This is a genomic window from Xanthobacter sp. DMC47, from assembly GCF_056313845.1.
The window spans coordinates 1,595,647-1,619,778 of record NZ_JBQUZM010000001.1 but is presented as its reverse complement, the minus strand read 5'-3'; the positions used below and the strand labels follow the sequence as shown (position 1 = coordinate 1,619,778).

At 68.8% G+C, this 24,132-nt stretch carries 21 protein-coding genes and 1 pseudogene; 10 read left to right on the top strand and 12 right to left on the bottom strand.

What is annotated here, in order from left to right:
- Nucleotides 1-118: 118 nt before the first annotated feature.
- The 5 genes and pseudogenes from ACT54R_RS07470 (at nucleotide 119) to ACT54R_RS07450 (ending at nucleotide 5,259) form a co-directional block, all read left to right on the top strand.
- On the top strand, nucleotides 119-949 hold the full coding sequence (locus tag ACT54R_RS07470; RefSeq protein ID WP_476326427.1) for an alpha/beta fold hydrolase: 831 nt from the start codon (nucleotides 119-121) through the stop codon (nucleotides 947-949).
- Nucleotides 950-1,008: 59 nt separating this feature from the next.
- Complete coding sequence (locus ACT54R_RS07465; protein WP_476325020.1) at nucleotides 1,009-1,296, top strand: XapX domain-containing protein; 288 nt, start codon at nucleotides 1,009-1,011, stop codon at nucleotides 1,294-1,296.
- A gap of 38 nt (nucleotides 1,297-1,334) precedes the next feature.
- Entirely contained in the window at nucleotides 1,335-3,200 is a 1,866-nt protein-coding gene (locus ACT54R_RS07460) for an amidohydrolase (protein ID WP_476325017.1), read from the top strand.
- A gap of 9 nt (nucleotides 3,201-3,209) precedes the next feature.
- Nucleotides 3,210-3,646 (top strand): annotated as a pseudogene (locus ACT54R_RS07455) (DoxX family protein).
- Nucleotides 3,643-5,259, top strand: a complete 1,617-nt coding sequence (locus tag ACT54R_RS07450; RefSeq protein ID WP_476325015.1) for an MFS transporter — start codon at nucleotides 3,643-3,645, stop codon at nucleotides 5,257-5,259. The pseudogene ACT54R_RS07455 and the gene ACT54R_RS07450 overlap by 4 nt, the downstream one beginning before the upstream one ends.
- Before the next feature lie 21 nt (nucleotides 5,260-5,280).
- Here ACT54R_RS07450 and ACT54R_RS07445 read toward each other — a convergent pair whose 3' ends face one another.
- Nucleotides 5,281-6,294 (bottom strand): LacI family DNA-binding transcriptional regulator, encoded by a 1,014-nt coding sequence (locus ACT54R_RS07445; RefSeq protein WP_476326425.1) that lies wholly within the window; start codon nucleotides 6,292-6,294, stop codon nucleotides 5,281-5,283.
- Between the two features lie 157 nt (nucleotides 6,295-6,451).
- Between ACT54R_RS07445 and ACT54R_RS07440 the strand changes: the two genes are divergently transcribed.
- The 3 genes from ACT54R_RS07440 to ACT54R_RS07430 all read left to right on the top strand — a co-directional run bounded on the left by ACT54R_RS07440 (nucleotide 6,452) and on the right by ACT54R_RS07430 (nucleotide 10,817).
- Nucleotides 6,452-7,777 carry an FAD-dependent oxidoreductase gene (locus ACT54R_RS07440; RefSeq protein WP_476325013.1) on the top strand — a complete coding sequence of 442 codons (1,326 nt, stop codon included), beginning with the start codon at nucleotides 6,452-6,454 and terminating at the stop codon, nucleotides 7,775-7,777.
- 17 nt (nucleotides 7,778-7,794) lie between these two features.
- The gene (ilvD, locus tag ACT54R_RS07435; protein ID WP_476325011.1) at nucleotides 7,795-9,489 is read left to right on the top strand and encodes a dihydroxy-acid dehydratase; all 1,695 of its coding nucleotides are present in this window, start codon (nucleotides 7,795-7,797) and stop codon (nucleotides 9,487-9,489) included.
- 74 nt (nucleotides 9,490-9,563) lie between these two features.
- Nucleotides 9,564-10,817 (top strand): ABC transporter substrate-binding protein, encoded by a 1,254-nt coding sequence (locus tag ACT54R_RS07430; RefSeq protein WP_476325009.1) that lies wholly within the window; start codon nucleotides 9,564-9,566, stop codon nucleotides 10,815-10,817.
- Between the two features lie 70 nt (nucleotides 10,818-10,887).
- On the opposite strand, the gene ACT54R_RS07425 is transcribed toward ACT54R_RS07430, so the two are convergent.
- The gene (locus ACT54R_RS07425; protein WP_476325007.1) at nucleotides 10,888-11,382 is read right to left on the bottom strand and encodes a DUF2165 family protein; all 495 of its coding nucleotides are present in this window, start codon (nucleotides 11,380-11,382) and stop codon (nucleotides 10,888-10,890) included.
- Between the two features lie 152 nt (nucleotides 11,383-11,534).
- Between ACT54R_RS07425 and ACT54R_RS07420 the strand changes: the two genes are divergently transcribed.
- A complete protein-coding gene (locus ACT54R_RS07420; protein WP_476325005.1) occupies nucleotides 11,535-12,392 on the top strand; it encodes an alpha/beta hydrolase in 858 nt (285 codons plus the stop codon).
- Between the two features lie 104 nt (nucleotides 12,393-12,496).
- Entirely contained in the window at nucleotides 12,497-14,206 is a 1,710-nt protein-coding gene (locus ACT54R_RS07415; protein WP_476325003.1) for a SulP family inorganic anion transporter, read from the top strand.
- Here the strand turns inward: ACT54R_RS07415 and ACT54R_RS07410 are convergent.
- The 10 genes from ACT54R_RS07410 to ACT54R_RS07365 form a co-directional block, all read right to left on the bottom strand.
- Nucleotides 14,203-14,931 (bottom strand): ABC transporter ATP-binding protein, encoded by a 729-nt coding sequence (locus ACT54R_RS07410; protein WP_476325001.1) that lies wholly within the window; start codon nucleotides 14,929-14,931, stop codon nucleotides 14,203-14,205. The genes ACT54R_RS07415 and ACT54R_RS07410 overlap by 4 nt on opposite strands.
- Nucleotides 14,924-15,694, bottom strand: a complete 771-nt coding sequence (locus ACT54R_RS07405) for an ABC transporter ATP-binding protein (RefSeq protein WP_476324999.1) — start codon at nucleotides 15,692-15,694, stop codon at nucleotides 14,924-14,926. The genes ACT54R_RS07410 and ACT54R_RS07405 overlap by 8 nt, the downstream gene beginning before the upstream one ends.
- Nucleotides 15,694-16,578, bottom strand: coding sequence for a branched-chain amino acid ABC transporter permease (locus tag ACT54R_RS07400; RefSeq protein WP_476324997.1), 885 nt, complete (start codon nucleotides 16,576-16,578; stop codon nucleotides 15,694-15,696). The genes ACT54R_RS07405 and ACT54R_RS07400 overlap by 1 nt, the downstream gene beginning before the upstream one ends.
- Nucleotides 16,575-17,459, bottom strand: coding sequence for a branched-chain amino acid ABC transporter permease (locus ACT54R_RS07395; protein WP_476324995.1), 885 nt, complete (start codon nucleotides 17,457-17,459; stop codon nucleotides 16,575-16,577). Before ACT54R_RS07395 ends, ACT54R_RS07400 begins: the two co-directional genes overlap by 4 nt.
- 133 nt (nucleotides 17,460-17,592) lie before the next feature.
- The gene (locus tag ACT54R_RS07390; protein ID WP_476324993.1) at nucleotides 17,593-18,720 is read right to left on the bottom strand and encodes an ABC transporter substrate-binding protein; all 1,128 of its coding nucleotides are present in this window, start codon (nucleotides 18,718-18,720) and stop codon (nucleotides 17,593-17,595) included.
- Nucleotides 18,721-18,722: 2 nt separating this feature from the next.
- Entirely contained in the window at nucleotides 18,723-19,478 is a 756-nt protein-coding gene (locus tag ACT54R_RS07385; RefSeq protein ID WP_476324991.1) for a pyrimidine 5'-nucleotidase, read from the bottom strand.
- 25 nt (nucleotides 19,479-19,503) lie between these two features.
- Nucleotides 19,504-20,394 carry a carboxylating nicotinate-nucleotide diphosphorylase gene (nadC, locus tag ACT54R_RS07380; RefSeq protein WP_168461566.1) on the bottom strand — a complete coding sequence of 297 codons (891 nt, stop codon included), beginning with the start codon at nucleotides 20,392-20,394 and terminating at the stop codon, nucleotides 19,504-19,506.
- A gap of 96 nt (nucleotides 20,395-20,490) precedes the next feature.
- Complete coding sequence (locus ACT54R_RS07375; RefSeq protein ID WP_476324989.1) at nucleotides 20,491-21,747, bottom strand: amidohydrolase family protein; 1,257 nt, start codon at nucleotides 21,745-21,747, stop codon at nucleotides 20,491-20,493.
- A 119-nt stretch (nucleotides 21,748-21,866) separates the two neighbouring features.
- Nucleotides 21,867-23,324 (bottom strand): aldehyde dehydrogenase family protein, encoded by a 1,458-nt coding sequence (locus tag ACT54R_RS07370; protein ID WP_476324987.1) that lies wholly within the window; start codon nucleotides 23,322-23,324, stop codon nucleotides 21,867-21,869.
- Nucleotides 23,321-24,070: an orotidine 5'-phosphate decarboxylase / HUMPS family protein gene (locus tag ACT54R_RS07365; RefSeq protein ID WP_476324985.1), complete on the bottom strand. Its 750-nt coding sequence runs from the start codon at nucleotides 24,068-24,070 to the stop codon at nucleotides 23,321-23,323. Before ACT54R_RS07365 ends, ACT54R_RS07370 begins: the two co-directional genes overlap by 4 nt.
- Nucleotides 24,071-24,132: the final 62 nt, after the last annotated feature.

Genomic DNA, 24,132 nt, shown 5'->3' with positions numbered 1-24,132 from the left:
GACCGTGGTCGGTGCCGGCGCCACCGCGGCGCTCGCCGCCGCACTCGGCCTCGACATCCCCGCCGCGGCCTTCGCAGCCTCCAACCCCGCAGTCTCCACCCCCCACGGAGTTCAACCCATGCCCAGCGTGACCACCAAGGACGGCGTCGAAATCTTCTACAAGGACTGGGGTCCGAAGACCGCCCAGCCCATCGTCTTCCACCATGGCTGGCCCCTGTCCTCGGACGACTGGGACGCGCAGCTCCTGTTCTTCGTGAACAACGGCTATCGCGTGGTCGCCCACGATCGCCGCGGCCACGGCCGCTCAACCCAGGTGAGCGACGGCCACGACATGGACCATTACGCCGCCGACGCCGCGGCCGTGATGGACCATCTCGACCTGAAGAACGCCGTGCACATCGGCCATTCCACCGGCGGCGGCGAGGCGCTGCACTACACCGTGAAGCACGGCAAGGCGCGCGTCGCCAAGCTGGTGCTCATCGGCGCCGTGCCGCCCATCATGCTCAAGACCGACGCCAACCCCGGCGGCCTGCCCATGGAGGTCTTCGACGGCTTCCGCAAGGCGCTGGCCGCCAACCGCGCCCAGTTCTTCCTCGACGTCCCGACCGGCCCGTTCTACGGATTCAACCGTCCGGGCGCGCAGGTCTCCCAGGGTGCCATCTGGAACTGGTGGCGGCAGGGCATGACCGGCGGCGCCAAGGCCCACTACGACGGCGTCAAGGCCTTCTCCGAGACCGACTTCACCGCCGATCTCAAGGCCTGCGAGGTGCCCACCCTCGTGATGCACGGCGATGACGACCAGATCGTCCCCATCGCCGACAGCGCGCTCCTCTCGGCGAAGCTCCTGAAGCACGGCACGCTGAAGGTCTATCCCGGCTATCCGCATGGCATGTGCACCACCCACGCGGACGTCATCAACGCCGACCTCCTCGCCTTCATCAAGGCGTGATCCCATCCGACGCCGGCCTCCCCCCGGCCGGCGTCGGCTCCTGCATTTGCGGAGGGCGCATGAAGCTCTATCTCGCCTCGCTCGGCGCCGGCCTGCTGGTCGGCATCGTCTACAGCCTCATCAATGTGCGCTCCCCGGCCCCGCCGGTGGTGGCGCTGCTGGGGCTGCTTGGCATTCTCGTGGGCGAGCAGATCATCCCGGTCGCCCGCCACCTGATGAACGGCGACGGCCTCGCACGCGCCATCGGCCTCGCCGACTGCAAGGACCATGTGCTCGGCCAGCTGCCGGGCCGCCACGATACGGCTGACGCGCCCGCCCCGGGCGACACGTCCCCTCCCAAATCCTGAGTTTTCATTCTCGTCGCCCACTGCAGAAGGCGCGCACCATGAGCGAGATCGCCGACCTCATCCTGTTCAACGGCAAGATGACCACCCTCGACCGCACCAATCCCACGGCGGAGGCGGTGGCGGTGCGCGACGGCGTGATCGTGTTCGCCGGCGCCACCAACGACGCCATGCGGCTGGCTGGCACGACGACAAAGATCATCGATGTTGGCGGCCGGCGGGTCATTCCCGGCCTCATCGACAGCCACATGCACATCATCCGCGGCGGCCTGAACTACAATATGGAGCTGCGCTGGGATGGCGTTCGCTCGCTGGCCGACGCCATGGACATGCTGAAGCGGCAGGTCGCCGTCACGCCGGCGCCCCAATGGGTGCGCGTGGTGGGCGGCTTCACCGAGCACCAGTTCGCCGAGAAGCGCCTGCCGACGCTGGAGGAGATCAACGCCGTCTCCCCGGACACGCCGGTCTTCATCCTGCACCTCTACGACCGCGCCTTGCTCAATGCCGCCGCCTTGCGCGTGGTGGGCTACACCAAGGACACGCCCGATCCGCCCGCCGGCGAGATCATCCGCGATGCCAACGGCAATCCCACCGGCCTGCTGGTGGCCAAGCCCAACGCCACCATCCTCTATGCGACGCTGGCCAAGGGGCCGAAGCTGCCGCCCGAATACCAGAAGAATTCCACCCGCCACTTCATGCGCGAGGTGAACCGCCTCGGCGTCACCTCGGTGATCGATGCGGGCGGTGGCTTCCAGAACTATCCGGAAGACTATTCGGTCATCGAGGAACTGCACCGGGAGGGAAACCTCACCGTGCGTATCGCCTACAACCTCTTCACCCAGAAGCCGAAGGCGGAGCTGGCCGATTTCGCCGGCTGGTCCAAGTCCGTCACGCCGGGGCAGGGCGACGACCTCTATCGCCACAATGGCGCGGGCGAGATGCTGGTCTATTCCGCCGCCGACTTCGAGGACTTCCAGGTGGCGCGGCCGGACTTGCCGGGCGCCATGGAGGGTGACCTTGAGCCGGTGGTGCGGCTGCTGGCCGAGAACCGCTGGCCGTTCCGCCTGCACGCCACCTATGACGAGACCATCTCGCGCGCCCTCGACGTGTTCGAGAAGGTGGATTCCGACGTGCCGCTCAAGGGTCTTAACTGGTTCTTCGACCATGCGGAGACCATCACCGACCGCAACATCGACCGCATCGCGGCGCTGGGCGGCGGCATCGCTGTGCAGCACCGCATGGCCTATCAGGGCGAATATTTCGTCGATCGCTATGGCGCCAAGGCGGCCGAGCGTACGCCGCCCATCCGCCGGATGCTGGAGGCCGGCATTCCGGTGGGTGCGGGCACCGATGCCACCCGCGTCGCCTCCTACAATCCGTGGGTCTCGCTCTCCTGGCTGGTGACGGGCCGTACGCTGGGCGGGCTCTCCCTCTACCCGCCGGCGAACCGGCTGGACCGCGAGGACGCGCTGCGGCTGTGGACGGAGGCCAACACCTGGTTCTCCAGCGAGCCCGGCAAGAAGGGGCAGATCAAGGACGGCCAACTCGCCGATCTGGTGGTGCTTTCGGATGATTATTTCTCGGTTTCCGAGGACCGCATCCAGGACATCACCTCCGTGCTCACCCTGCTCGGTGGCAAGCCGGTGCATGGGGATGGCGCGTTTCGCGACCTCGCTCCGCCGTTGCCGCCGGCCATGCCGGACTGGTCGCCGGTGCGCACCTTCGGTGGTTATCAGCCGCGCAAAGCGGACGGTACGCAGAAATACGCTTTCGCCGCCGCCTGCGGCTGCGCCAAGGCCTGCGACGTTCATGGCCATGCCCATGCGGGGGCCTGGGGCGCGAGCGTGCCGGTGGGCGATCCGCGTGGCTTCTTCGGCGCGCTCGGCTGCGCCTGCTGGGCCTTCTGAAGCATGGGGATGGATCTGTCCCAACGCCTCGGGCGCGCCGCCCGTCTGCTTCTGTCGCCGCGGCCGGTGCGGGCGCTCGCGCTGCTCGCGCTGACCTCGGCCTATCTGCAGGGCGGCCTCACCAAGGCGCTGGATTTCCCAAGTGCCATTGCCGAGATGACCCATTTCGGCCTGGCCCCGGCGGCCCCGCTCGCCGCTGCCGTTGTCGCGCTGGAGCTCATCGCCCCGCTGATGGTTCTCTCCGGCGTCTTGCGCTGGGCCGGCGCGCTGGCGCTGGCCGCCTTCACGGTGGCGGCGAGCCTCCTCGCCAACCGCTTCTGGGGCATGGCGGGGCGGAGCGCTTCGCCGCCGCCAACGCCTTCTTCGAGCATATGGGCCTTGCTGGGGCCTTCGTGCTGGTGGCGTGGTACGATCTGGCGGGGAAGACGGAGGGACAACGAGCATGAGCGACAACCCCCCAGCCCCGCCGTCCGCGCCCGCGGCCGCCCCCGGTGCCTTCGCTCCGCTGAAACGGCCGGTCTTCGCCGTGCTGTGGGTGGCGACCGTGCTCGGCAATACGGGCAGCTTCATGCGCGACGTGGCGAGCGCCTGGATCGTCACCGACCTTTCCGCCTCGCCGGCGGCGGTGGCGACCATTCAGGCTGCGGCCATGCTGCCGGTGTTCCTGCTGGCCATGCCAGCTGGCGTGCTCTCCGATATCCTCGACCGGAGGCGCTTTCTCATCGCCATCCAGATCGGGCTGGCGTCGGTGAGCGCCGCGCTGATGCTGCTGTCGCTCACCGGCCTGATGACGGTGTCATCGCTCATCGCGCTCACCTTCCTCGGTGGCATCGGCGCGGCGCTGATGGCGCCCACCTGGCAGTCCATCGTGCCCGAACTGGTGCCTCGGTCGGACCTGAAGAGCGCGGTGGCGCTCAACTCGCTCGGCATCAACATTTCCCGCTCCATCGGCCCGGCGCTCGGCGGCGTGCTGCTCGCCGCCTTCGGCGCGGCGGTGACCTACGGGGCGGACGTGGCGAGCTATATCTTCGTCATCGCTGCCCTCGTCTGGTGGCGGCGGCCCGCCACGCCACAGGACGAATTGGGCGAGCGCTTTCCCGGCGCCTTCCGGGCGGGGCTGCGCTATGCGCGATCGAGCAAGGAGATGCACGTCGTCCTGCTGCGCTCGGCCTTCTTCTTCGCCTTTGCCAGCGCGGTCTGGGCGCTGCTGCCGCTGGTGGCGCGCGGGCTGCTGAAAGGCGATGCGGCCTATTACGGCCTGCTGCTCGGGTCGGTGGGTGTCGGTGCCATCGGCGGGGCGTTGCTGATGCCGCGGATGCGGGGGCGCCTCTCGGCGGACGGCCTCATCCTCGTGGCTTCGCTCGTCACCGCCGTCGCGACGGTCGCCCTCGCGCTCGCGCCGCCGCGCTGGCTGGCGGTGCCCATCCTGCTCGCCATGGGTGCGGCCTGGATCACCGCGCTGACGACGTTGAATGCCACCGCCCAGGCCATCCTGCCCAATTGGGTACGGGGCCGGGCGCTGGCGGTCTATCTCACCGTCTTCAACGGCGCGATGGCGGGCGGCAGCATCGCCTGGGGCCTCGTGGCGCAGGCGGTGGGTGTGCAGGTGGCGCTGGTGGTGGCGGCGGCGGGTCTCGCGGTGGTGGGCCTCATCATGCACCGGGTGCCGCTGCCCGCGGGCGAGGCCGATCTGACGCCCTCCATGCACTGGCCGGAACCCGCGATGGCCGAGCCGATCCCCAACGACCGGGGGCCTGTGCTGATCCTGATCGAGTATCGGGTGGCGCGGGCGGACCGGGAGGCCTTCCTGAAGGCGCTGGAGCGTCTGTCCGCCGCCCGGCGCCGGGACGGAGCCTATGCCTGGGGCATCAGCGAGGACTCCGCCGATCCCGAAGAGATGCTGGAATGGTTCATGGTGGAATCATGGGCCGAGCATCGGCGCCAGCATCGCCGGGTGTCCCATGCGGACGCCGACGTGCAGGCCGAGGTGCTTTCATTCCATCAGGGCGATGCGCCGCCGGTTGTGCGCCACTGGATCGGCGTCGATCCACCGCGATAGAGCCGGATCAGGACGCTCCCATCAGGAGGCTTTGACCTCCGCCGGGGGGCTTCCGCCGGTGCTCTCGCGCAGTACGATGCGGTAGCCCACCTCGCAGGTACCACCCCGCGCGGCTGTGCCCGCAATGCGGCCGAGCAGCATCTCGGCCGCCTTCTGGCCCATCTCGTAGCGCGGGATGTCCACGGTGGACAGGGAGGGGTTGAGGTGGCTCGAAAAATCGAGCCCGCCGAAGCCCGCGACCGCTATGTCGCCGGGCACGGCGAGGCCCATGCGCTGGAATGCCAGCAGGGCGCCCGCAGCGAGCACGTCGTTGAGGCAGAGCAACGCATCGGGGCGCGGCCGCAGGGCGGCCACGCGCTCGGCAATCTCGCGGCCGGACTCCATGCTGGTGAGATCGTCCGCATTGAGGGTTAGCGGCGCGCCGAGCCCGGCCTCGGCGATCGCGGCCTCATAGCCCTTGGCGCGCATCTGGGCGCGGCGGTCGCGCGTCGCGGCGCCGACAAAGGCGATGCGGCGGAAACCCTGCGCCACCAGCGCTTCGGTCATGGCCTTCATGGCATCGAAATTGGAGAGCCCGACGAGGCTGTCGATGGGCGTCTGCGTGCTGTCCCACGTCTCCACCACGGGTACGCCCGATTTCTCCAACAGCGCCCGCGTGGTGCGCGTATGCGAGACGCCGACGATGACGAAGCCGTCCGGCCGGCGCCGCAGCAGCGCCTCGATGACCTTTTCCTCCTCCGTCGGGGAGTAGTTCGTCTCAGCCATGATCATCTGCACCGCGTGCTTGCGGGCGACGTCCGAGACGCCCTTCACGCTGTCGGTGAAGATGGATGACGCTACCGTCGGCAGGATCAGCGCGATGATGCCGCTGCGCTGGGACGCGAGGGATGAGGCGACGAGGTTGTAGATGTAGCCGGTCTCGCGGATCGCCGCTTCGACGCGGGCCTTGAGATCGGCATTCACGAGGGCCGGCTGGCGCAGCACGCGCGAAACCGTCATGGCGGACACGCCCGCCACGCGGGCCACATCCTCCATTGTGACGCCTGCCGCCCGTCCCCCCCGCTTCTGCCGCATCGCTGATTCCGCCCCCACATCCCTAGCCAACATATGGCCTGCCGGTCGCTTGACAAGCGGATCAGGTTAGCGCTAACAAATGGTAGCGCTAACAATGAAAAAACCGGGATGGGTGGAAATGCGCGACGCGAGGCCCGCGGAGGTTCTGGAAACGGATGTGCTGGTGGTCGGCGGCGGTGCTGCCGGGCTGGCCTGCGCGGTGGCGGCCGCGCGGCGCGGCCGGCGCGTCATCCTTCTGGAGCGCTATGGCTTCAGCGGTGGCGCGGCGGTGGCCGGCCTCTCCGGCACCATCTGCGGCCTCTATGCCGCATCCGACCGCCGCAACGCCGAGCCGGAGCAGGTGGTGCACGGCTTCGTTGACGAATTCATCGCCGCCATGGAGGCCCGCGGCGGCCTCACCGGGCCGGTGCAGTATGGCAAGACCTATGTGCGCGTCCACGATCCCCTCGTCTGGCGCGAGGCGGGAGATGCGCTTCTCGGGGCCGAGGGCAACATCCGGGTGCTCTACCACGTCACCGTCACCGGCGTTCTTGCCGAGGGCGACCATGTGCGCGGTGTCACCGCCTTCACCAAGCAGGGGCCGCTGGAGGTGCGCGCGAAGATCACCGTGGACGCCTCCGGCGATGCGGACGTGGCGGCCATGGCGGGGCGGGCGCTGACCAAGGGCCGCGACGGCGCCATCCAGAACCCGACCATGATCTTCCGCATCCTCGGTGTGGACATGGCGCGCTTCCTCGCCGCCAACGGGCCGGATTCCATCCTCGACGAGCGGGTGATGAAGCTCATCCAGGCGCTGAACGCTTCGGGCGATTACCGCCTGCCGCGCGCCAAGATCTTCCTCTTCCCGACGCCCCGCCCCGGTGAGCTGATCTGCAACGCCACCCGCATCGTCGGCGCCGACGGGCGGGAGCTGGACGCCACCCGCGCCGCCGACCTCAGCGAGGCGGAGATCGAGGGGCGCAAGCAGGTGCGCGAATACGCCCGCTTCATCCACGACCACATTGCTGGCTGCGAGGCGTCCTTCGTCAACGACACCGGCGTGCAGGTGGGCATCCGCCAGACCTGGCAGATCGTCGGCCGCGACCTCCTGAAGAACGAGGACGTCACCTCCGCCCGCAAGCGCGCCGACGGCATCTGCCGCTCGCCCTGGCCCATCGAGCTGCATTCCGGCGAGAAGCCGAAGCTGCACTGGATTCTCGACGACTATTACGAGATCCCCCTCGGCTGCTTCCTGCCCGCCACCGGCACGGGCCTCGTGATGGCCGGGCGCTGCCTCTCGGCCGAGCACGAAGCCATGGCCTCCGCCCGCGTAACGGCCCAGTGCTTCGGCTACGGACAGGCCATGGGCCTCGTCGCCGACCAGCTCTGTGACGATCCGGCGGCCCTGCCGTCCGGCTCCGATGTCCGCGCCGCGCTCAACGCGCTCGGCGCCCAGCTCAACTGACGAGACAGGGACGTTTCATGTCCGACGCCGACCAGAAAATGCCGACGCTGCGCAGCAATTTCGAGCCCGGCACCACCCGCTGGGCGGTGCGCCGCGCCCAGTGGCTCGCCATGGGCTACAGCGAGGAAGACCTGCTGAAGCCGAAGATCGCCATCGTCAACAGCTCCAGCAAGCTGTCGGTCTGCTACGCCCATCTCGACGATGTGTGCCGCGTGGTGGAGCAGGCCATCCGCGATGCCGGCGGCCTCCCGTTCGAGATCCGCACCGTGGCGCCGTCCGATTTCGTGACCAGCGCGGGCCGCCAGGCACGCTACCTGATGCCGAGCCGCGACCTGCTGGTGAACGACATCGAGGTGCAGGTGGAAGGCGCGGAGCTGGACGGCATGGTGCTGCTCGCCTCCTGCGACAAGACCACCCCCGGCCAGCTCATGGCCGCCGCGCGGCTGAACGTGCCGTCCGTGGTGCTGCCCTGCGGCTACCAGCTCGGCGGCCATTGCGCGGGCAAGGAAGTGGACATCGAGGAGGTCTACAAGAGTGTCGGCTCGCTGAAGGCGGGGTCCATCTCGCTCGCCGACCTCAAGGCGATGACCTGCACCGCCATCACCGGGCCGGGCGTGTGCGCGGGGCTTGCCACCGCCAACACCATGCATGTGCTCTCCGAAGCCCTCGGCATGGCCTTGCCGCGCAGCGCGCCCATCCGCGCCGGCTCGCAGGCGCTGATGGAGAATGCCGCCCGCGTCGGGGCCGCCATCGTGGACCTCATCATGAAGGACATCCGCCCGCGGCAGATTCTCACCCCCGCTGCCTTCCGCAATGCCCTGCGCGTGGCGGTGGCAACCGGATGCTCGGTGAACTGCGTGCGCCACCTCGCGGCCACCGCCTCGGAAGCCGAGATGGACATCGACATCGTGGCTGAGCTGGAGGCGCTGAACGACACGCCGCAGATCACCACCGTGCGGCCCAACGGTCCCCACCGCATCGAGGACCTCGACCTTGCCGGCGGTTGCCGGGGTGTGATGCGGGAACTCTCCGACGTGCTCGACCTCTCGGTGATGACTGTGACGGGCCGGACGCTGGGCGAGAACCTCGCCGACGTTCCCGAGCCCGACCGCGCCGTCATCCGCCCGCTGGCCGATCCCTTCCGGCACGAGCCGGGCCTCACCATCCTGCGCGGCAGCCTCGCGCCCGACGGGGCGGTGGTGAAGGTCTCCGCCGTGCCGGCGGAAGTGCGCACCTTCTCCGGCAAGGCGCGGGTGTTCGAGGACGAAGCCGTCGCCATCAAGGCGCTGGAGACCCACTCCATCACGCTCGGCGACGTGGTGGTGCTGCGCGGCCTGGGGCCGAAGGGCGGGCCGGGCACGGTGTTTGCCGCAAGCTTCATGGCGGCGCTCATCGGCGCGGGCCTCGGTGCCGGCGTCGCGGTGGTGACCGATGGCGAACTGTCCGGCCTCAACAGCGGCATCACCATCGGCCAGGTGATGCCCGAGGCGGCGGAAGGCGGGCCGCTAGGCCTCGTCGCGGAGGGCGATGTCATCTCCATCGACATCGGCGCGCGCCGGGTCGATCTCGACGTCTCCGAAGCCGAACTCGCCACCCGCCGCGCCACGTGGCGCGCGCCGGACCACAGCCAGATCCGCGGCTGGCTCGGCCAGTATGCGGCCATGGTGCAACCGCTCTCCAAGGGTGCCGTGCTGAAACCCATGCGGCCCTGAGGGCCGACGACAACAAGGCGGCCCTGAACGCCTTCGACAAACAAAAAACGAACAGACAGGATCGGGAGGTTTGAATGCCCAAGAAGACTGAAAGGTCCGGGAAGACGACAAGGTCCGGAACGCTGAAGACCGCTCTGGCCTCGACCGCGCTCGCCGCCCTCGTCTGCGCGGCCTTCGCCGGTGGCGCGAGCGCCGAGAGCGTGAAGGTGGGCGTGCTCAACGACCAGGCCGGCGTGCAGGCGGATTTCGCCGGCGCGGGCTCGGTGGTGGCTGCGAAGATGGCGATCGCCGATTTCGGCGGCAAGGTCGCCGGCATGCCCATCGAGCTGGTCGCCGCCGACCACCAGAACAAGGCCGACATCGGCGTGAACGTCACCCGCCAGTGGTTCGACACGGACGGCGTGGACGCGGTGCTGGACGTTCCGAATTCCGCCGTCGCGCTCGGCGTCAGCGGCATCGCCAAGCAGAAGAACAAGGTGGCGATCATCTCCGGCGGCGGCACGTCCGACCTAACCGGCAAGGATTGCACGCCCAACACCGTCCACTGGACCTACGACACCTGGGCGCAGGCCAACACGGTGGGCACCGCCGTGACCAAGGCGGGGGGCAACACCTGGTACTTCATCTCGGTGGACTATGCCTTCGGCCATGCGCTGGAGCGCGACGCCGGCGAGGCCATCAAGGCCGCCGGCGGCAAGATCCTGGGCACCGTGAGACATCCCCTCGGCACCTCCGACCTCTCCTCCTTCCTGCTCCAGGGCCAAGCCTCCGGCGCCAAGGTGATCGGCCTCGGCAGCGCCGGGGCGGACACCATCAATGCGGTGAAGCAGGCGTCCGAGTTCGGCATCGTCAAGGGCGGGCAGAAGCTCGTCGCGATGCTGATGGTGCTCAATGACATCAGCGCGCTGGGGCTGGAGACGGCGCAGGGCCTGTTCCTGTCGGAGGCCTTCTACTGGGACCTGAACGACCAGACCCGCGCCTTCGCCAAGCGCTTCGCAGAGGCCAATGGCGGGCGCTATCCCAACATGGTCCATGCCGGCGTCTATGCCGGGCTGCTGCACTATCTGAAGGCGGTGGAGAAGGTGGGCAGCGCCAAGGACGGTGCGAAGGTGGTGGAGGCCATGAAGGCCATTCCCACCGACGATCCGCTGTTCGGCAAGGGCGCGGTGCGTGCGGATGGTCGCGCCATCCACGACATGCACCTGTTCGAGGTGAAGAGCCCGGCGGAGTCCAAGGGGCCCTACGACTTCTACAAGCTCATCGCCACCGTCCCCGCGGATAAGGCGTTTCGCCCCCTCGCGGCCGGCAATTGTCCGCTTGTGAAGTAAGACCAAGCCCGCGACGCCTGAGCGAGGCCCGCGAGAAGCGGCCGCAGGCCGAGGCCGCGGGCAGGGCGCGTCAGCGCTCCTCCTCCTGCTCCGGCAGGAGGAGGATGATGAGCACCGCGGAGATCCAGCCGATGAAGGCGAAGGCTGTGGATTGCCCGTTCCATGTCTTCGACTGCCACATGGCGAACCATTCCCCGCCGATGGCCACGAAGCCGCCGCCGTAGAGCAGGATGCCGAGGGTGAGCCCGAGGACGGCGGTCGCCTTTGCGCGGGCGAAGGCGGGGCCACGCAGGGAACCGAGCATCCGCGCGACGCCCACCCACAGCACGAGGGCGGCGGCGGCCTCGGTGGCGATGATCGCGACATATGCGGCGGTCTGGAGCCGTTCGTCGGTGATCGCCCGCCACCGCACCGTGGAATCCGGGAAGATCGTATCCATCGCCAGCACGTGGTGGACGAACGCCCAGTTCGTCCCGTAGTCCGTGATGTTTCCGTAGGCGACGAGCGTGAAGAAGACGGCGATGGTCGCCACCAGCGCGGTCTTGCAGAGCCGGATCAGAACCATGCCTCGCTCCCGCCGATGGATCGCCTGGTAAATGGGGCGCCGGCAGATACTAGATCGGTCGGTCGTGGACGCGCACCCACAAGCGCGCGGATGGGCGCCCGCCGGGCGAACGCGATCTTTGCACCCCCCGTGGCTCCGCCCTATCGTAAAGCATGCCCACCGCTCCAGAAGCCCGCCATCTATCCTCCCATGCCCTCGCTGCGACGCTCCCGAGGCGGCTTCCGGATGCCCGCATCCGCTATGGCGATGTCAGCCCCGTGCAGTTCGCCGACCTTCGCCTGCCGCCGTGCGAGCCGCCGCCCGCCGGCTTTCCGGTCGCGATCTTCGTGCATGGCGGCGGCTGGCTCGCGGACTGGACGAAGGACTATTCCGCGCCCTTCGTCGAAGCGCTGACCGACGCGGGGCTCGCCACCTGGGACATCGAATTCCGCCGCATGGGCACCCGCAACGGCGGCTATCCCGAGACCTTTCGTGACGTCGCGATGGCCGCCGATCACCTGCGTGAGGTTGCACGGTCCCATCCGCTGGACCTCCGTCGGGCCATAGCCATCGGCCATTCGAGCGGCGGCCACCTCGCCCTCTGGCTGGCGGGACGCGCCAGCCTGCAAGCCGGCAGCCCGCTTTTCGCTCCCGATCCGCTGCCGCTGAAGGGCGTCATCTCGCTCGCGGGGGTCAACGACCTCGAACGCTCCCTGGAGCTTGGCGGCCGCACCGACATCCTCACCCTGCTGGGGGTGACCTCCGCGACCGAGGCCGCCCCGCTCTTCGACCAAACCTCGCCTGCGCGCCTCTTGCAGTTCGGCGTGCCGCAGGTGCTCATTCTGGGGACTCTGGAGGACGGCTGGCGCAGGGAGATGACCCGCGCCTATGCGGAGGCCGCAAGGCGGGCCGGCGACACGGTCCGGCTGCTGGAGCCGGAGGGGCTGGATCATTTCGACGTGGTCGATCCGCTGGGCCCGGCCCTCGCGCTGGTCTCGCGGGAGGCGCTGGCCCTCGCGCAGGCGCCGTAGCACCGTCCTCGCAGGACGGGATGTTCCGGACTGTTCCGGGCCGTCGGCCGGTGGCATGGTCCGGGCGTGACGTGCCGGGTGCGCCGGCCGATGGAGACGAACTCGTGGCAGCGGACGGCACGTCCACTCAGAAGTCCTCGTGGACGGTGCTGGCGAGCTTCGCCGGATATCGGCCGGGCTGGATCAAAACGGATGTCGCCGCCGGGCTCGCCATCGCGGCCGTGGGGCTGCCGAGCGCCATCGCCTACCCGGCCATCGCCGGCCTGCCGCCGCAGACCGGGCTTTATGCCTCCATCGCGCCGCTCATCGCCTATGCGGTGTTCGGCCCCTCCCGCCAATTGGTGGTTGGGCCGGATGCGGCGACCATCACCGTGCTCGCAGCCGTGCTGGCCGGCATGCCGGACCTCGCGGCCGTGGACAAGCCGGGCGTGGCCGCCCTCATCGCCCTCGTGGTGGGGGGCTATTATTTCGCCGCGCGGCTGGTGGGGCTGGGGGTGCTCTCCACCTTCCTGTCGCGGCCGATCCTGGTGGGCTTCTTCGCGGGTATTTCGCTGTCCATCCTCGTCGGCCAGCTCAAGCGCGTCACCGGCATTCCCATCGTCGGGGACGGGCTGATCGCGCCGGTCATCGAGCTGGTGCGCAAGGCGCACGAGGTGCATTGGCCCTCGCTGCTGCTGGCGCTCGGCATGTTCGCCGTGCTGCACCTCGTGCGCCGCGTGCGATTGCCGGTGCCGGGGCAGGTGGTGGTCGTGGTGCTCTCGGTGCTGCTCTCCGCGCTGTTCGATTTTGAGGGGCGCGGCATCGCCGTGGTGGGGTCTATCCCCTCCAGCCTTCCCGCGCTGGCCCTGCCGGCCGGGGGCGGCGCGGCGATCGACCAGTTGCTCATCGGCGCGGCGGCGATCTTCCTCGTCAGCTTCGCGGCGGGCATCGTCACGGCGCGCAGCTTCGGCGAGCGGGGCGGCTATCCGGTGGATGCCAATCGGGAGATGGTGGGCTTCGGCGCCGCCAACATCGCGGCAGGCCTGTTCGCCGCCTTCCCCATCACCGCCTCGGATTCCCGCACGGCGGTGAATGCCAGCGTGGGCGGGCGCTCGCAGCTCGCCAGCGTGGTGGCGGCGCTGGCGCTGCTCGCCATCGTGCTATTCCTGCAGCCGGCGCTCGCCATCCTGCCCATTCCGGCGCTCGGGGCGATCCTGATCGCGGCCGCCCTAAGTCTCGTGGACATCCCCGCGCTGCGTGAACTCTGGCGCATCAGTCGCATGGAATTCGCCTTCGCCATGATCGCGCTGTTCGCCCCAATCAGCCTCGGCGTGCTGAATGGCGTGCTGGTCGCTATCGGGGCGACCTTCGCCTACCTGCTGCACAAGATGATGTATCCGCGCGACGCGCTGCTCGGGCGGGTGCCCGGCCATGAGGGCTTCTACAAGCTGCACCGGCGGGCCGATGCGCGGCAGGTGCCGGGACTCGCCATCGTGCTCATCCAGGGCGACCTGCTGTTCTTCAATGCCGACCGCATGCAGGGCCGCATCGACGCCATCGCCGACACGCTGGTCGCCGGCACCCGCTGGCTGGTGCTGGATGCGAGCGCCATCACGCAGGTGGACTCTACCGCCGCTGCGGCGCTGGAGGAGGTGCGCGCGGAGCTGGAGCGCCGGGGCCTCAAGTTCGGCATCGCCGAGATGCACGATGAGGTGCGCACCCTGCTCGACCGTGCGGGGCTCCTCGATGCCATCGGCCCGGACATGATCTTCGACGACCTCGACGACGCCTATCGCGCCTTCGAGGCGAGCGGGGAGGGCGCGAGCAGCGATTAAGCCGTGACACTCTCCGCCGCGCGCATCCCAAGATAGGCAGCGATCACGCGCGGGTCGCGGGCCAAGGCCTCGGCGGTGTCGGCGAAGAGGATGCGGCCGTGCTCCATCACATAACCGTAGCTCGCCACCGAGAGCGCCTTGCGGGCGTTCTGCTCCACGAGGAGAACGGTGGTGCCCTTGGCGTTGATGTCGGCGATGGTTGCGAAGATGTCGTTCACCACATGCGGTGCAAGGCCCATGGAGGGCTCGTCCAGCAGCAGCAGCTTGGGCCGCGCCATCAGCGCCCGGCCCATGGCCAGCATCTGCTGTTCGCCGCCGGAGAGGGAGCCGGCATACTGGAACCGGCGCTCCTTGAGGCGCGGGAAGCGGGTGTAGATCAGCTCCATGTCGTCGGCGATGGCGGGGTCGCCGCCGCGCACATAGGCGCCGACCTTCAGATTGTCCTCCACCGACATGGAGGCCACCACCCGGCGGCCTTCCGGCACCAGCGAGACGCCGGCGCGGACGATCTTGTCGGCGGGGCGGGCCGTCATGTCCCGTCCCTCGATGCGCACGGTGCCGGAAAAGGCGCGGACGAGGCCGCAGATGGTGAGCAGCGTCGTCGTCTTGCCCGCGCCGTTGGCGCCGATGAGGCAGACGCAGGCGCCGGCGGGGACAGTGATGTCGATGTCCTCGACCGCCGCGACGGAGCCGTAGCCGGAGGTGACCTTGACGATCTCAAGCATCCTCGGTCCCCAGATAGGCCTCGATCACGCTCGGCATGCGGCGCACCTCCTCCGGCGTGCCGGCGGCGATCTCGCGGCCGAAGTTGAGCACCACGATATGGTCGCTCACCCGCGCCACGAACTCGATGTCGTGCTCGATGAGGAGCACGGTGATGCCCATGTCGCGGATGGCGAGCACGAGATCGGCCAGCGCGCGCTTCTCGGCGAAGTTCATGCCGGCCGCCGGCTCGTCCAGCAGCAGGAGGCGCGGCTGGGTGGCCAGCGCCCGGGCGATCTCCACCCGGCGGCGGTCGCCGTAGGAGAGGCCGCCCACGGCCACGTCGCGCAGATGGTCAATGCCCACGAGATCGAGCAGCGCCTCGCAGCGCGCCGTTTCCCGGCGCTCGCTGCGCTTCACCGCCGGCAGGCCGAGGAGCACGTCGATGAGGCTCGCCGACTGGTGGCGGTGGGCGCCGAGCAGCACGTTGGCCAGCGTCGTCTCGCTGGCGAGCAGGCGGATGTTCTGGAAGGTGCGGGCGACGCCCAGCGCCGTCACCTTGTGCGGGGCGAGGCGGGCGATGTCCACGCCGTCGAGGCGGATGTGGCCGGCGTCGGTGGGGTAGAGGCCGGTGATCATGTTCATGGTGGTCGTCTTGCCGGAGCCGTTCGGGCCGATGAGGGCCGTCACCTGTCCGGCGGTGGCGGTCAGCGACACGCTGTCCACCGCCACCACGCCCTGGAAGCGCTTGGCCACCTGCCAGAGTTCGAGCTGGGCTGCCGCCATCACTTCCCTCCTTCCGTGGCCGCCCGCCGGGCGCTCGCCGCCTTGCGCGGCCGCCATGTGAGGAGCGACATGGCCCCGCCGGGCAGGAACAGCACCACCGCGAGGATGAGCAGGCCCATCAGGATCTCCCGCCACTGGCTGGAGAAGCGCAGCAGCTCCGGCAGCAGCGTGGTGAAGATGGCGCCCACCAGCGGCCCCAGCAGCGCGTTTACGCCGCCGAGGATGGGATAGGCGAGGGCATCCACACTCCTGAGCAGGCCGAAGTCCGAGGGGCCGACGAAGAAGTTGAGGTGCGCCGCGAGGCCCCCCACGCCGCCGCTGACGAAGCCGGAGGCGACGAACAGCGAGAGGCGCTGGCCGAACACGTTGACGCCCATGGCCTCGCTCATCACGTCGTCCTGCCGGATGGCCGCGATGGACCGGCCGAAATAGGAGCGCCGCAAGGCGAAGACGAAATAGAGGGCGATGAGGACGAGCAGCACGAGCTGCCACGTCTCGGTGTAGCGCGGGATGCCGTAGATGCCGATGGCGCCGCCGGTGACGGCATCCCAGTTCAGAGCGATCACCCGCACCACCTCGGTGAAGGCGAAGGTGGCGAGCATGAAATAGTCGCCCCGCAGCCGCAGCACCGGCGCACCGATGACCAGCGCCACCGCCGCCGCCAGCAGCCCGCCCGCCACCACCGCGACGGCGAAGGGCGCGCCGAGCTGCATGGTGAGATAGACGCTGCAATAGGCGCCCACCGCCATGAAGCCGCCGGTGCCCAGCGTGAACATGTTGGCCGCCAGCGCCAGCCACACCCCATAGGCGAGGAGGGTGTTGAGCAGGCACAAATTCACGAGGTTGCCGTAGCTGGCGAGAAAGGCATCGAGGGCGGCCATCATGCGCGCCGCTCCTCGAAGCCGGAGAACAGGCCCGTGGGCTTTACCAAAAGGATCAGGAAGATGAGCCCGAAGCCGATGGCGTCGCGGAAGGCGGACGAGACATAGGCGACGGAGAACACCTCGACCAATCCCAGCAGGAAGCCGCCCGCCACCGCGCCGGGGATGTTGCCGAGGCCGCCGAGGATCATCACCGTGAGGCCCTTCACCAGCATGTGCTCGCCCATGAAGGGGGAGACGACGTTGAAGAGCAGGCCGAGCAGCACGCCGGCCGCCCCCGCCAGCGCGCCGGCGATGAAGAAGGTGATGAGGATGGTGCGCCCCACCTCCACGCCGACGATGCGCGCCACGTCCTCCGAGAAGGCCACCGTGCGGATGGCGCGCCCGACCGAGGTCTTCTGCAGGGTGAAGCCGAGGATGCCCATCAGGATCACCGCCGTGACCACCACGATGACCTGCAGCAACTGCACGCGCACGCCACCGATTTCCCACACGAGCGCGGTGAAGGGGTTCGCCGGATAGCCGTGGACGGCGGTGCCGAACACCTCCTGCGCGATGCCCACCAGCAGGCGGGCCAGCGCAAGGCTGGCGACGAGGCCCATCCATTTGTGCCCGCCGCGCAGCCGGAGCACGCGGAAGACCAGAAGCTCGGACGCCATGCCCAGAATGCCGCCGCCCACCAGCGCCACGAGGAGCGCCAGCGGCAGCGGCAGGCCGAGGAGGGCGATCTCCAGCCCGAGATAGGCGCCCACCATGAAGAAGGCGCCCTGCGCAAGGTTCACGATGTTCAGCACGCCGAAGATCAGCGTGCAGCCGATGGCGAAGACGGCATAGATCGAGCCGAGCGACAGCCCGTTCACGACCTGCTGCAGGAAGGTGGTCATCCGATGATCCCCGGGGCGTGCTGACGGATCATGCCATCAGCCGACGGGTTTTCACCCATCGCTTTTGGTCACGTCCGCACGGCGCCTGAGCGCCAGTCCATCGGCCCCGGCCTGTGACCGGGGCCGGCGGGGATCACTGGGCGAGCTGGAACTTGCCGTCCTTCAGCTCCAGCACCTTGGCGACCAGCACCGGCTCGCGGTCCTTGTCGAAGGAGAAGGGGCCGAGCACGGTCTCGAGGTCCTTGGTGTCGGCGATGGCGGCGCGCAGCTTCGCCGGATCGGACACGCCGCCCGCACGCTTCACGGCATCGGCGAAGATGGTCACGGCGGCGTGGGCCTGGGCGGCGAAGGTGTCGGGGGCGGAGCCATACTTGGCCTTGTAGGCCTCCACGAAGGCCTTGTTGGCCGGCGTGTCGAAATCGATGAACCAGCCCGAGCCCACGAGGAAGCCCTGCGCAGCGGGGCCGGCGAGATCGTTCAGCTTGGTGGAGATGGCGGCGTTGGCGCCGAGGAAGACGGTGGACTGCGGGATGCCGAGCTGGCGCGCCTGCCGCACGATGTTCGCGGTCTCCTCCGCGAGGCCGCCGACGACGATGATGTCGGGGTTGGCCGCCTTGATCTTGGTGAGCTGGGCCGAATAGTCCACGTCGCCCTTCTGGAAGGTCTCGGTGGCCACCACCTTGATGCCGGCCTTGTCGAGGGCGGCCTTGTGCACGCCGTAGGCGGCCTTCATCAGCACGTCGTCGATGCCGTAGATCTGCGCCGCCGTCTTGGGCTGGTAGCGCTTCACGGCATAGGCGAGCACGCCCGGGAACACCGCCGCCTCGGGGGCGCTGGTGCGGAAGATGTATTCGCCGATGGCCGGCACGCCGGGGGCGGTGTTGGACGAGGCGATCACCGGCACCTTGGCGGCGTTGGCGATGGGGTCGGCAGCGAAGGCCGAGGTGGTCAGCGTCGGTCCGAAGATGACCGTCACCTTGTCCTGGTTGATGAGCCGCTGGAAGATGTTCACGGTCTGGCCGCGATCGCCCGCATCGTCCTGGTGGACGGGCACGAGCTTGAGGTCGCCGAGCTTGCCGGAGGCGTTGATTTCCGCCGCGGCGAGTTCCGCGCCGTTCTTCTGCATGGTGCCGTAGAGGGCGGCCGAGCCGCCCGACGTGGACTGCACGATGCCGAGCTTCACGTCCGCCGCGAAGGCGGGCATGGCGGCGAGCGAGACGGCGGTGGCGGCGATGAATAGGCGCGTGAGACGGGCGTGCATCGTCATGGCTCCTGAGGAAGGTCGGTCGTTGATGAGCCCTTATTTTGCGGGCCCTTATGAAGGCTTTGTGTGGCCTTTGGCGTCGGTATCGGGGGCGTGCGCGGCTCGATCTGGGCGAGCACGGGCGCGAGCGCCAGGGAATGGAAATGCACGTGCGCGGCGTCCGGCGTCTCGGGCAGGCCGTGGTCGCCGATCAGCACCGTCTGCATGCCGAGCGCGTGGGGCACGGCGAGGTTCACCGCGCGGTCGTCGAACATGATGGCGCGCTCCGGCGCGACGCCGTGGCGGGCGAGCATGGTGTCGTAGGCGGCGCGCTCGGGCTTGCCGATGTAGTCGCACGCGGCGATGTCGCACACGCCCTCGAACAGATCGGCGATGCCGAGGCGGGCCAGCACCCGCTCGGCATGGGCGCGGGAGCCGTTGGTGAAGACGAGGCGTCGGCCGGGCAGGGCCTCCAGCGCGAGACGCAGCTCGGCGTTCTCCCCCAGCACCGTCAGGTCGATCTCATGCACGTAGGCGAGAAAGTCCTGAGGCTTCACCGCGTGGTGGCGCTGGAGGCCGACCAGGGAGGTGCCGTAGGTCTCGTAATAATGCGCGTGCAGCGCCGCGGCTTCTTCTGGCGTGGAGCCGGTGAGTTCCTGGATGAACAGCCAGACGCGGGCGAGCATCTGGCCGTGCAGGCCGGCGGAGCGAGGGTACAGCGTATCGTCGAGGTCGAAGACGAAGGTCTCCGTACCCGGCCTCAGACGAAACGGCATCTCCCCGCGCATCATCCCCCCGCGCTCAGTTGGACAACTGCTTCAGGCGGTCGATGGTCCGCTGCGCGCTCGGCTTGATGTCCCGCACATCGAGGCTGATGTCGAGGGCCTTCACCGTGTGGGTGAGGTCGCCGATGGAGATCACGTCCACCCCCAGTTCTGCGATGGGGACGATGGTGGTCTCGTTGATGCCGCCGGACGCCTCGGTCATGGCGCGACCCTTGGTGAGTTTCAGGCCCTCGCGCATCTCGTCGAGGTCCATGTTGTCGAACATGATGATCTCGACGCCGGCGTCCAGCGCCTCCTGCACCATCTCCAGGCTCTCGCACTCCACCTCGAACTTGAAGGTGTGCTGCGCGCTCGCCCGCAGGATCTTCACCGCCTCGGTGATGGAGCCGGCGATCTTGATGTGATTGTCCTTCACCAGCACGCAATTGGCGAGGTTGAAGATGTGGTTGTGGGCGCCGCCCACACGCACGGCATACTTCTGCACCATGCGCAGGCCCGGCCAGCCCTTGCGGGTGTCGGTGATGCGCACGCCGGTGTGCTTCACCAGCTCGGCGTAGCGGCGGGTCTTGGTGGCGATGCCACTCATCTGCTGCAGCCAGTCGAGGGCCGAGCGCTCGATGACGAAGAAGGTCGAGGCGCGGGCTTGCACCCGCATCAGCACGGTGCCGGGCTCCACCGCGGCGCCGTCCTCCACCAGCCATTCGATGCGCGCCTCGGGTTCGATGGAGCGGATGGTCTCGTCGGCGAACAGCATCCCGCAGACGATCCCCTTCGCCTTGGCGTAGATGTTGGCGGTCTGAACCGGATCGTCGCCGACGAGAAAGCCTCCGGTTGTATCGCCTGAGCTTAACTCCTCGCGCAGGCCCAGCTCCACGAGGGGCCGGATCATAAAGCGGTTCAACTTCATTACGCGGCTCCTGGGGCGTTCGCCGCCCGGCTCTGTGATACTGCCTAGCAGCTGTTTTCTACTATATCAATTGACAAAATCACTTATCGACAGCGCTCAGCCGTCCAGCCGGTTGGTGAAGGCCTTCCCGCCCTTCATCACCAGATGCAGGCGGTCGCGCTGCTCCAGGATGCGGATGTCGGCGAGCGGGTCACCGTCCAGCACCAGCACGTCGGCCATGCAGCCGGCCCTGAGCGCGCCGAGGTTCGGCTGTTCGATGCACTCCGCCGCCTTGGTGGTGGAGGCGACGATGACGTCCATGGGCGACATGCCGAGCCAGTCCACCATGAAGGCCAGCTCCGCCATGTTCTCACCCACCAGCAGGCGGTGCGACTGGTCGGTGCCCATGGCCACCTTCACGCCGCGCTTCACCGCCTCCTTCCAGAGGGGGATCTGCGTCTGCATGAGGGAATAGATCTGCGCGTCCTTCACGTCCTCCTGGCCCAACTGGTGGCTGGCCCAGGCGGTGTTCTTGCGGCGGTGCTCGATGGAGAGCGGCACCAGCGCCAGCGTCGGCACCCACCAGATGCCGCCCGCGATCATGCGGTCCACGCTCTCCTCGTCCATGAACCAGCCGTGCTCCAGCGAATGGATGCCGGACCGGACCGCATTCTTGATGCCGGCCAGCCCCTCGGCATGGACGGCCACGCGCTTGCCCTTGGCGGCGGCCTCGGAGACGGCGGTGGAGATTTCCTCGATGGTGAATTGCGGTTCGTCCCAGCTGTCGGTCACCGAGGTGATGCCGCCGGTGGCGCAGATCTTGATGAAGTCCGCGCCGCGCATGAGCAGCTCGCGCACCAGCCGGCGGATTTCCTCCACGCCGTCCGCCACCGTGTGGGGGAGCCAGGCGCGCTTCTGGATCCGCATGCCGGCGGGGAGCCAATAGTCGCCGTGGCCACCGGTCTGCGAGACCATGCCCAGCGAGATGAACAGGCGCGGCCCGTCGATGATGCCTTCCTCGATGGCCTGCCGGAAGCCGGCATCCGCACCGCCCATATCGCGCGCTGTGGTGATGCCGCAGGCGATGGTCTCGCGGAACACCTCGATGGATTTCAGCACGTTGTAGGTGGGCGTGTTGAGCAGATGCTGGCGCATGTCGCGGGCGCGGTAGGTGCCGTGGACATGGGTGTCGATAAAACCAGGCAACACGGTGCGCCCCGCCGCGTCGAGCTTCTGGGCGCCCGCCGGCACGCTAACCTGACTCTCTGGACCGGCGGCAACGATGCGCCCTTCCTCGATCACCACGACCGCGTTCGGCACCGGGTCCGCCCCGGTGCCGTCGATCATGGTTCCGCCGACGATTGCGATGGCCATCCGCGCCTTGCCTTTCGCTCTGTTCAAAAAGTTAGCAACGCCATTTGCCGGGCATTGAGAGCCAGCCGCCGACACAACGATGGGTCCAGCCCGCCGCCGGTGGCTCCTTTTGTCTTCCGCTACGTGAGGTCCACCACCACGTTCTTGATCTCGCAGTAGAAATCCAGCGCCTGAAGGCCAAGCTCGCGGCCGATTCCGGAGCGCTTGTAGCCGCCGAACGGCGCGAACACGCTGGTCTTCGAGGCGCTGGGCAGGCCGTTCACGGCTACCATGCCGGTGCGCATGGCCCGTGCCACCCGCAGCGCGCGGCCGATGTCGCGGCACCAGACGGAGCCATTGAGACCATACTCGCTGTCATTGGCCAGCGCGATGGCCTCGGCCTCGCTGTCGAACGGCGTGAGGGAGCAGACCGGGCCGAAGATCTCCCGGTTGAAGGCCGGATTGTCCGGCCCCACGCCCGAGAGGATGGTGGCGGGATAGAAGAAGCCGTCGCCCTCCGGCATCGCGCCGCCGCTCACCAGCGTCGCCCCCGCCTCGCGCGCCTGCGCAACGGTCCGGTCCACGGCATCCCGGTGCGAAGACGAGATGAGCGGGCCGAGATTGGTCGCTGGGTCCAGCGCAGGACCGTTCTTCAGCCTTGCGGCCGCCAGCGCGAAGGCGCGGGCGAAGGGCTCCAGCGCGCTGCGCTCCACCAGCAGGCGCGAGCGGGCCGAGCAGGACTGGCCGGCATTGCCGAAGCCGGAGGCCACCGCGCTCGCCGCCGCCTTCTCCATGTCCGCGTCGGCGAACACGACGGCGGCATTCTTGCCGCCGAGTTCCAGCGCCACGCGCTTGATGGAGCCGGAGGCGAGCCGCATCACCTCCGACCCCACGGCCGTGGAGCCGGTGAAGGAGATGCCGTCGATACGCGGGTCTTCCGCCAGCCGCCGCCCCACGTCCGCTCCGCCGGGCAGCACGGAGAGGAAGCCGTCCGGCACGCCGGCCTCGCGGCACACTTCGGCGAGCAGCAGCGCGCTCAGCGGGGTCAGCGGCGCGGGCTTGAGGATGGCGGCGCAACCGGCGGCGAGCGCCGGGGCGAGCTTCCATGAGGCGCCGAGCAGCGGGAAATTCCACGGCACGATCTGCGCCACCACGCCCAACGGCTCGCGCAATGTGAAATCGAGAAGGTCTTTGCCGAGGGGGATGGTGTCGCCGAACACCTTGTCCATGGCCCCGGCATAATAAGTGAAGACGCGGATCGCGCCCTCCACCTCGCGCAGGGCGCCGGAGATGGGCTTGCCGGCGTTCACCGCCTCGATCTGCGCGAACTGGTCCTGCCGGGTCTTGATCCCGGCGGCGATGCGGTGGAGCACCGCACCGCGCTCCATCGGTGGCAGATGAGGCCAGTCGCTGGCATCGAAGGCGTGGCGCGCCGAGCGGATCGCCGCCTCCACCTCCACCGGCCCGGCGAGCGCGATGTCCGCGAGGGGTGCGCCGGTCCAGGGATCGACCAGCGTCTCCACGTCACCGCCCATGGCGGGCACGAAGCGCCCGCCGACAAACGGCTCGCGATGGAGGGAGGGGAGCATGACGGTCATGAGGCCGCGGCCTCCAGCGCCTGCATCTTCTCATAGAGGGCCGCCGCGGCAGCGGCCGGGTCCTTCGCGTCGGTGATGAGGCGGCCGACGATGGCGAAGCGGCGCGGGCAGGCCGCCGCGGCGGCGAACGCCCCCTCGATGGTGCCGCCCAGCGAACCGAAACCGGTGAGGAACACCAGCGGATTTTTCACGTTCGCGGCGATCCAGCCGGACCAGCGGGTGACCTTGGCGGCATCGTGGGCGGGCAGCACGAAATGGTCGGCGCCACCCTCGGCCGCACGGGCGAGGATGAGGTCCAGCGCATTGTCGAGCAGATAGCCGCCGCCGGAGACGCCGTAATCGGCCACCGGAATCTCGCCGCCCACCACCGGCGCGATGCCGGCCTTGAGTGCCTCGCCGACGAAGCCGTCCACCGCGGTGGGGCCGGCGACGGGGAACAGGATCAGCCCGTCCACCTCGGCCTCGGCGCACAGGGCGGTGAACTTCTTGGCCATGTCCGGCATGTCCGGACCGGCCTTCTGGTGGTCGTAGAGGATCGGCAGGTCGGTGAGGTCGCGCACCCGCCGCATGGACTCCTTCAGGCCATGGCGCAGCACGCTGGTGAGGCCGAGCTTGTAGCCGGCGACGCCGGGGACGCCGCTCGTCGCCTTCACCACCGCATCGAACTTCTCCTGCGTCTCGATATCGAGGGCGGGGACGATGCCCACGGTGCCGGAGAAGGTCTTCGCCGAAAAAGTGCTGGCCATTGCGGTCTCGCTCGTTTCCATCCTGTGCCTGAACGCTAGGGCGGGGCAGGGGTCCACGGTAG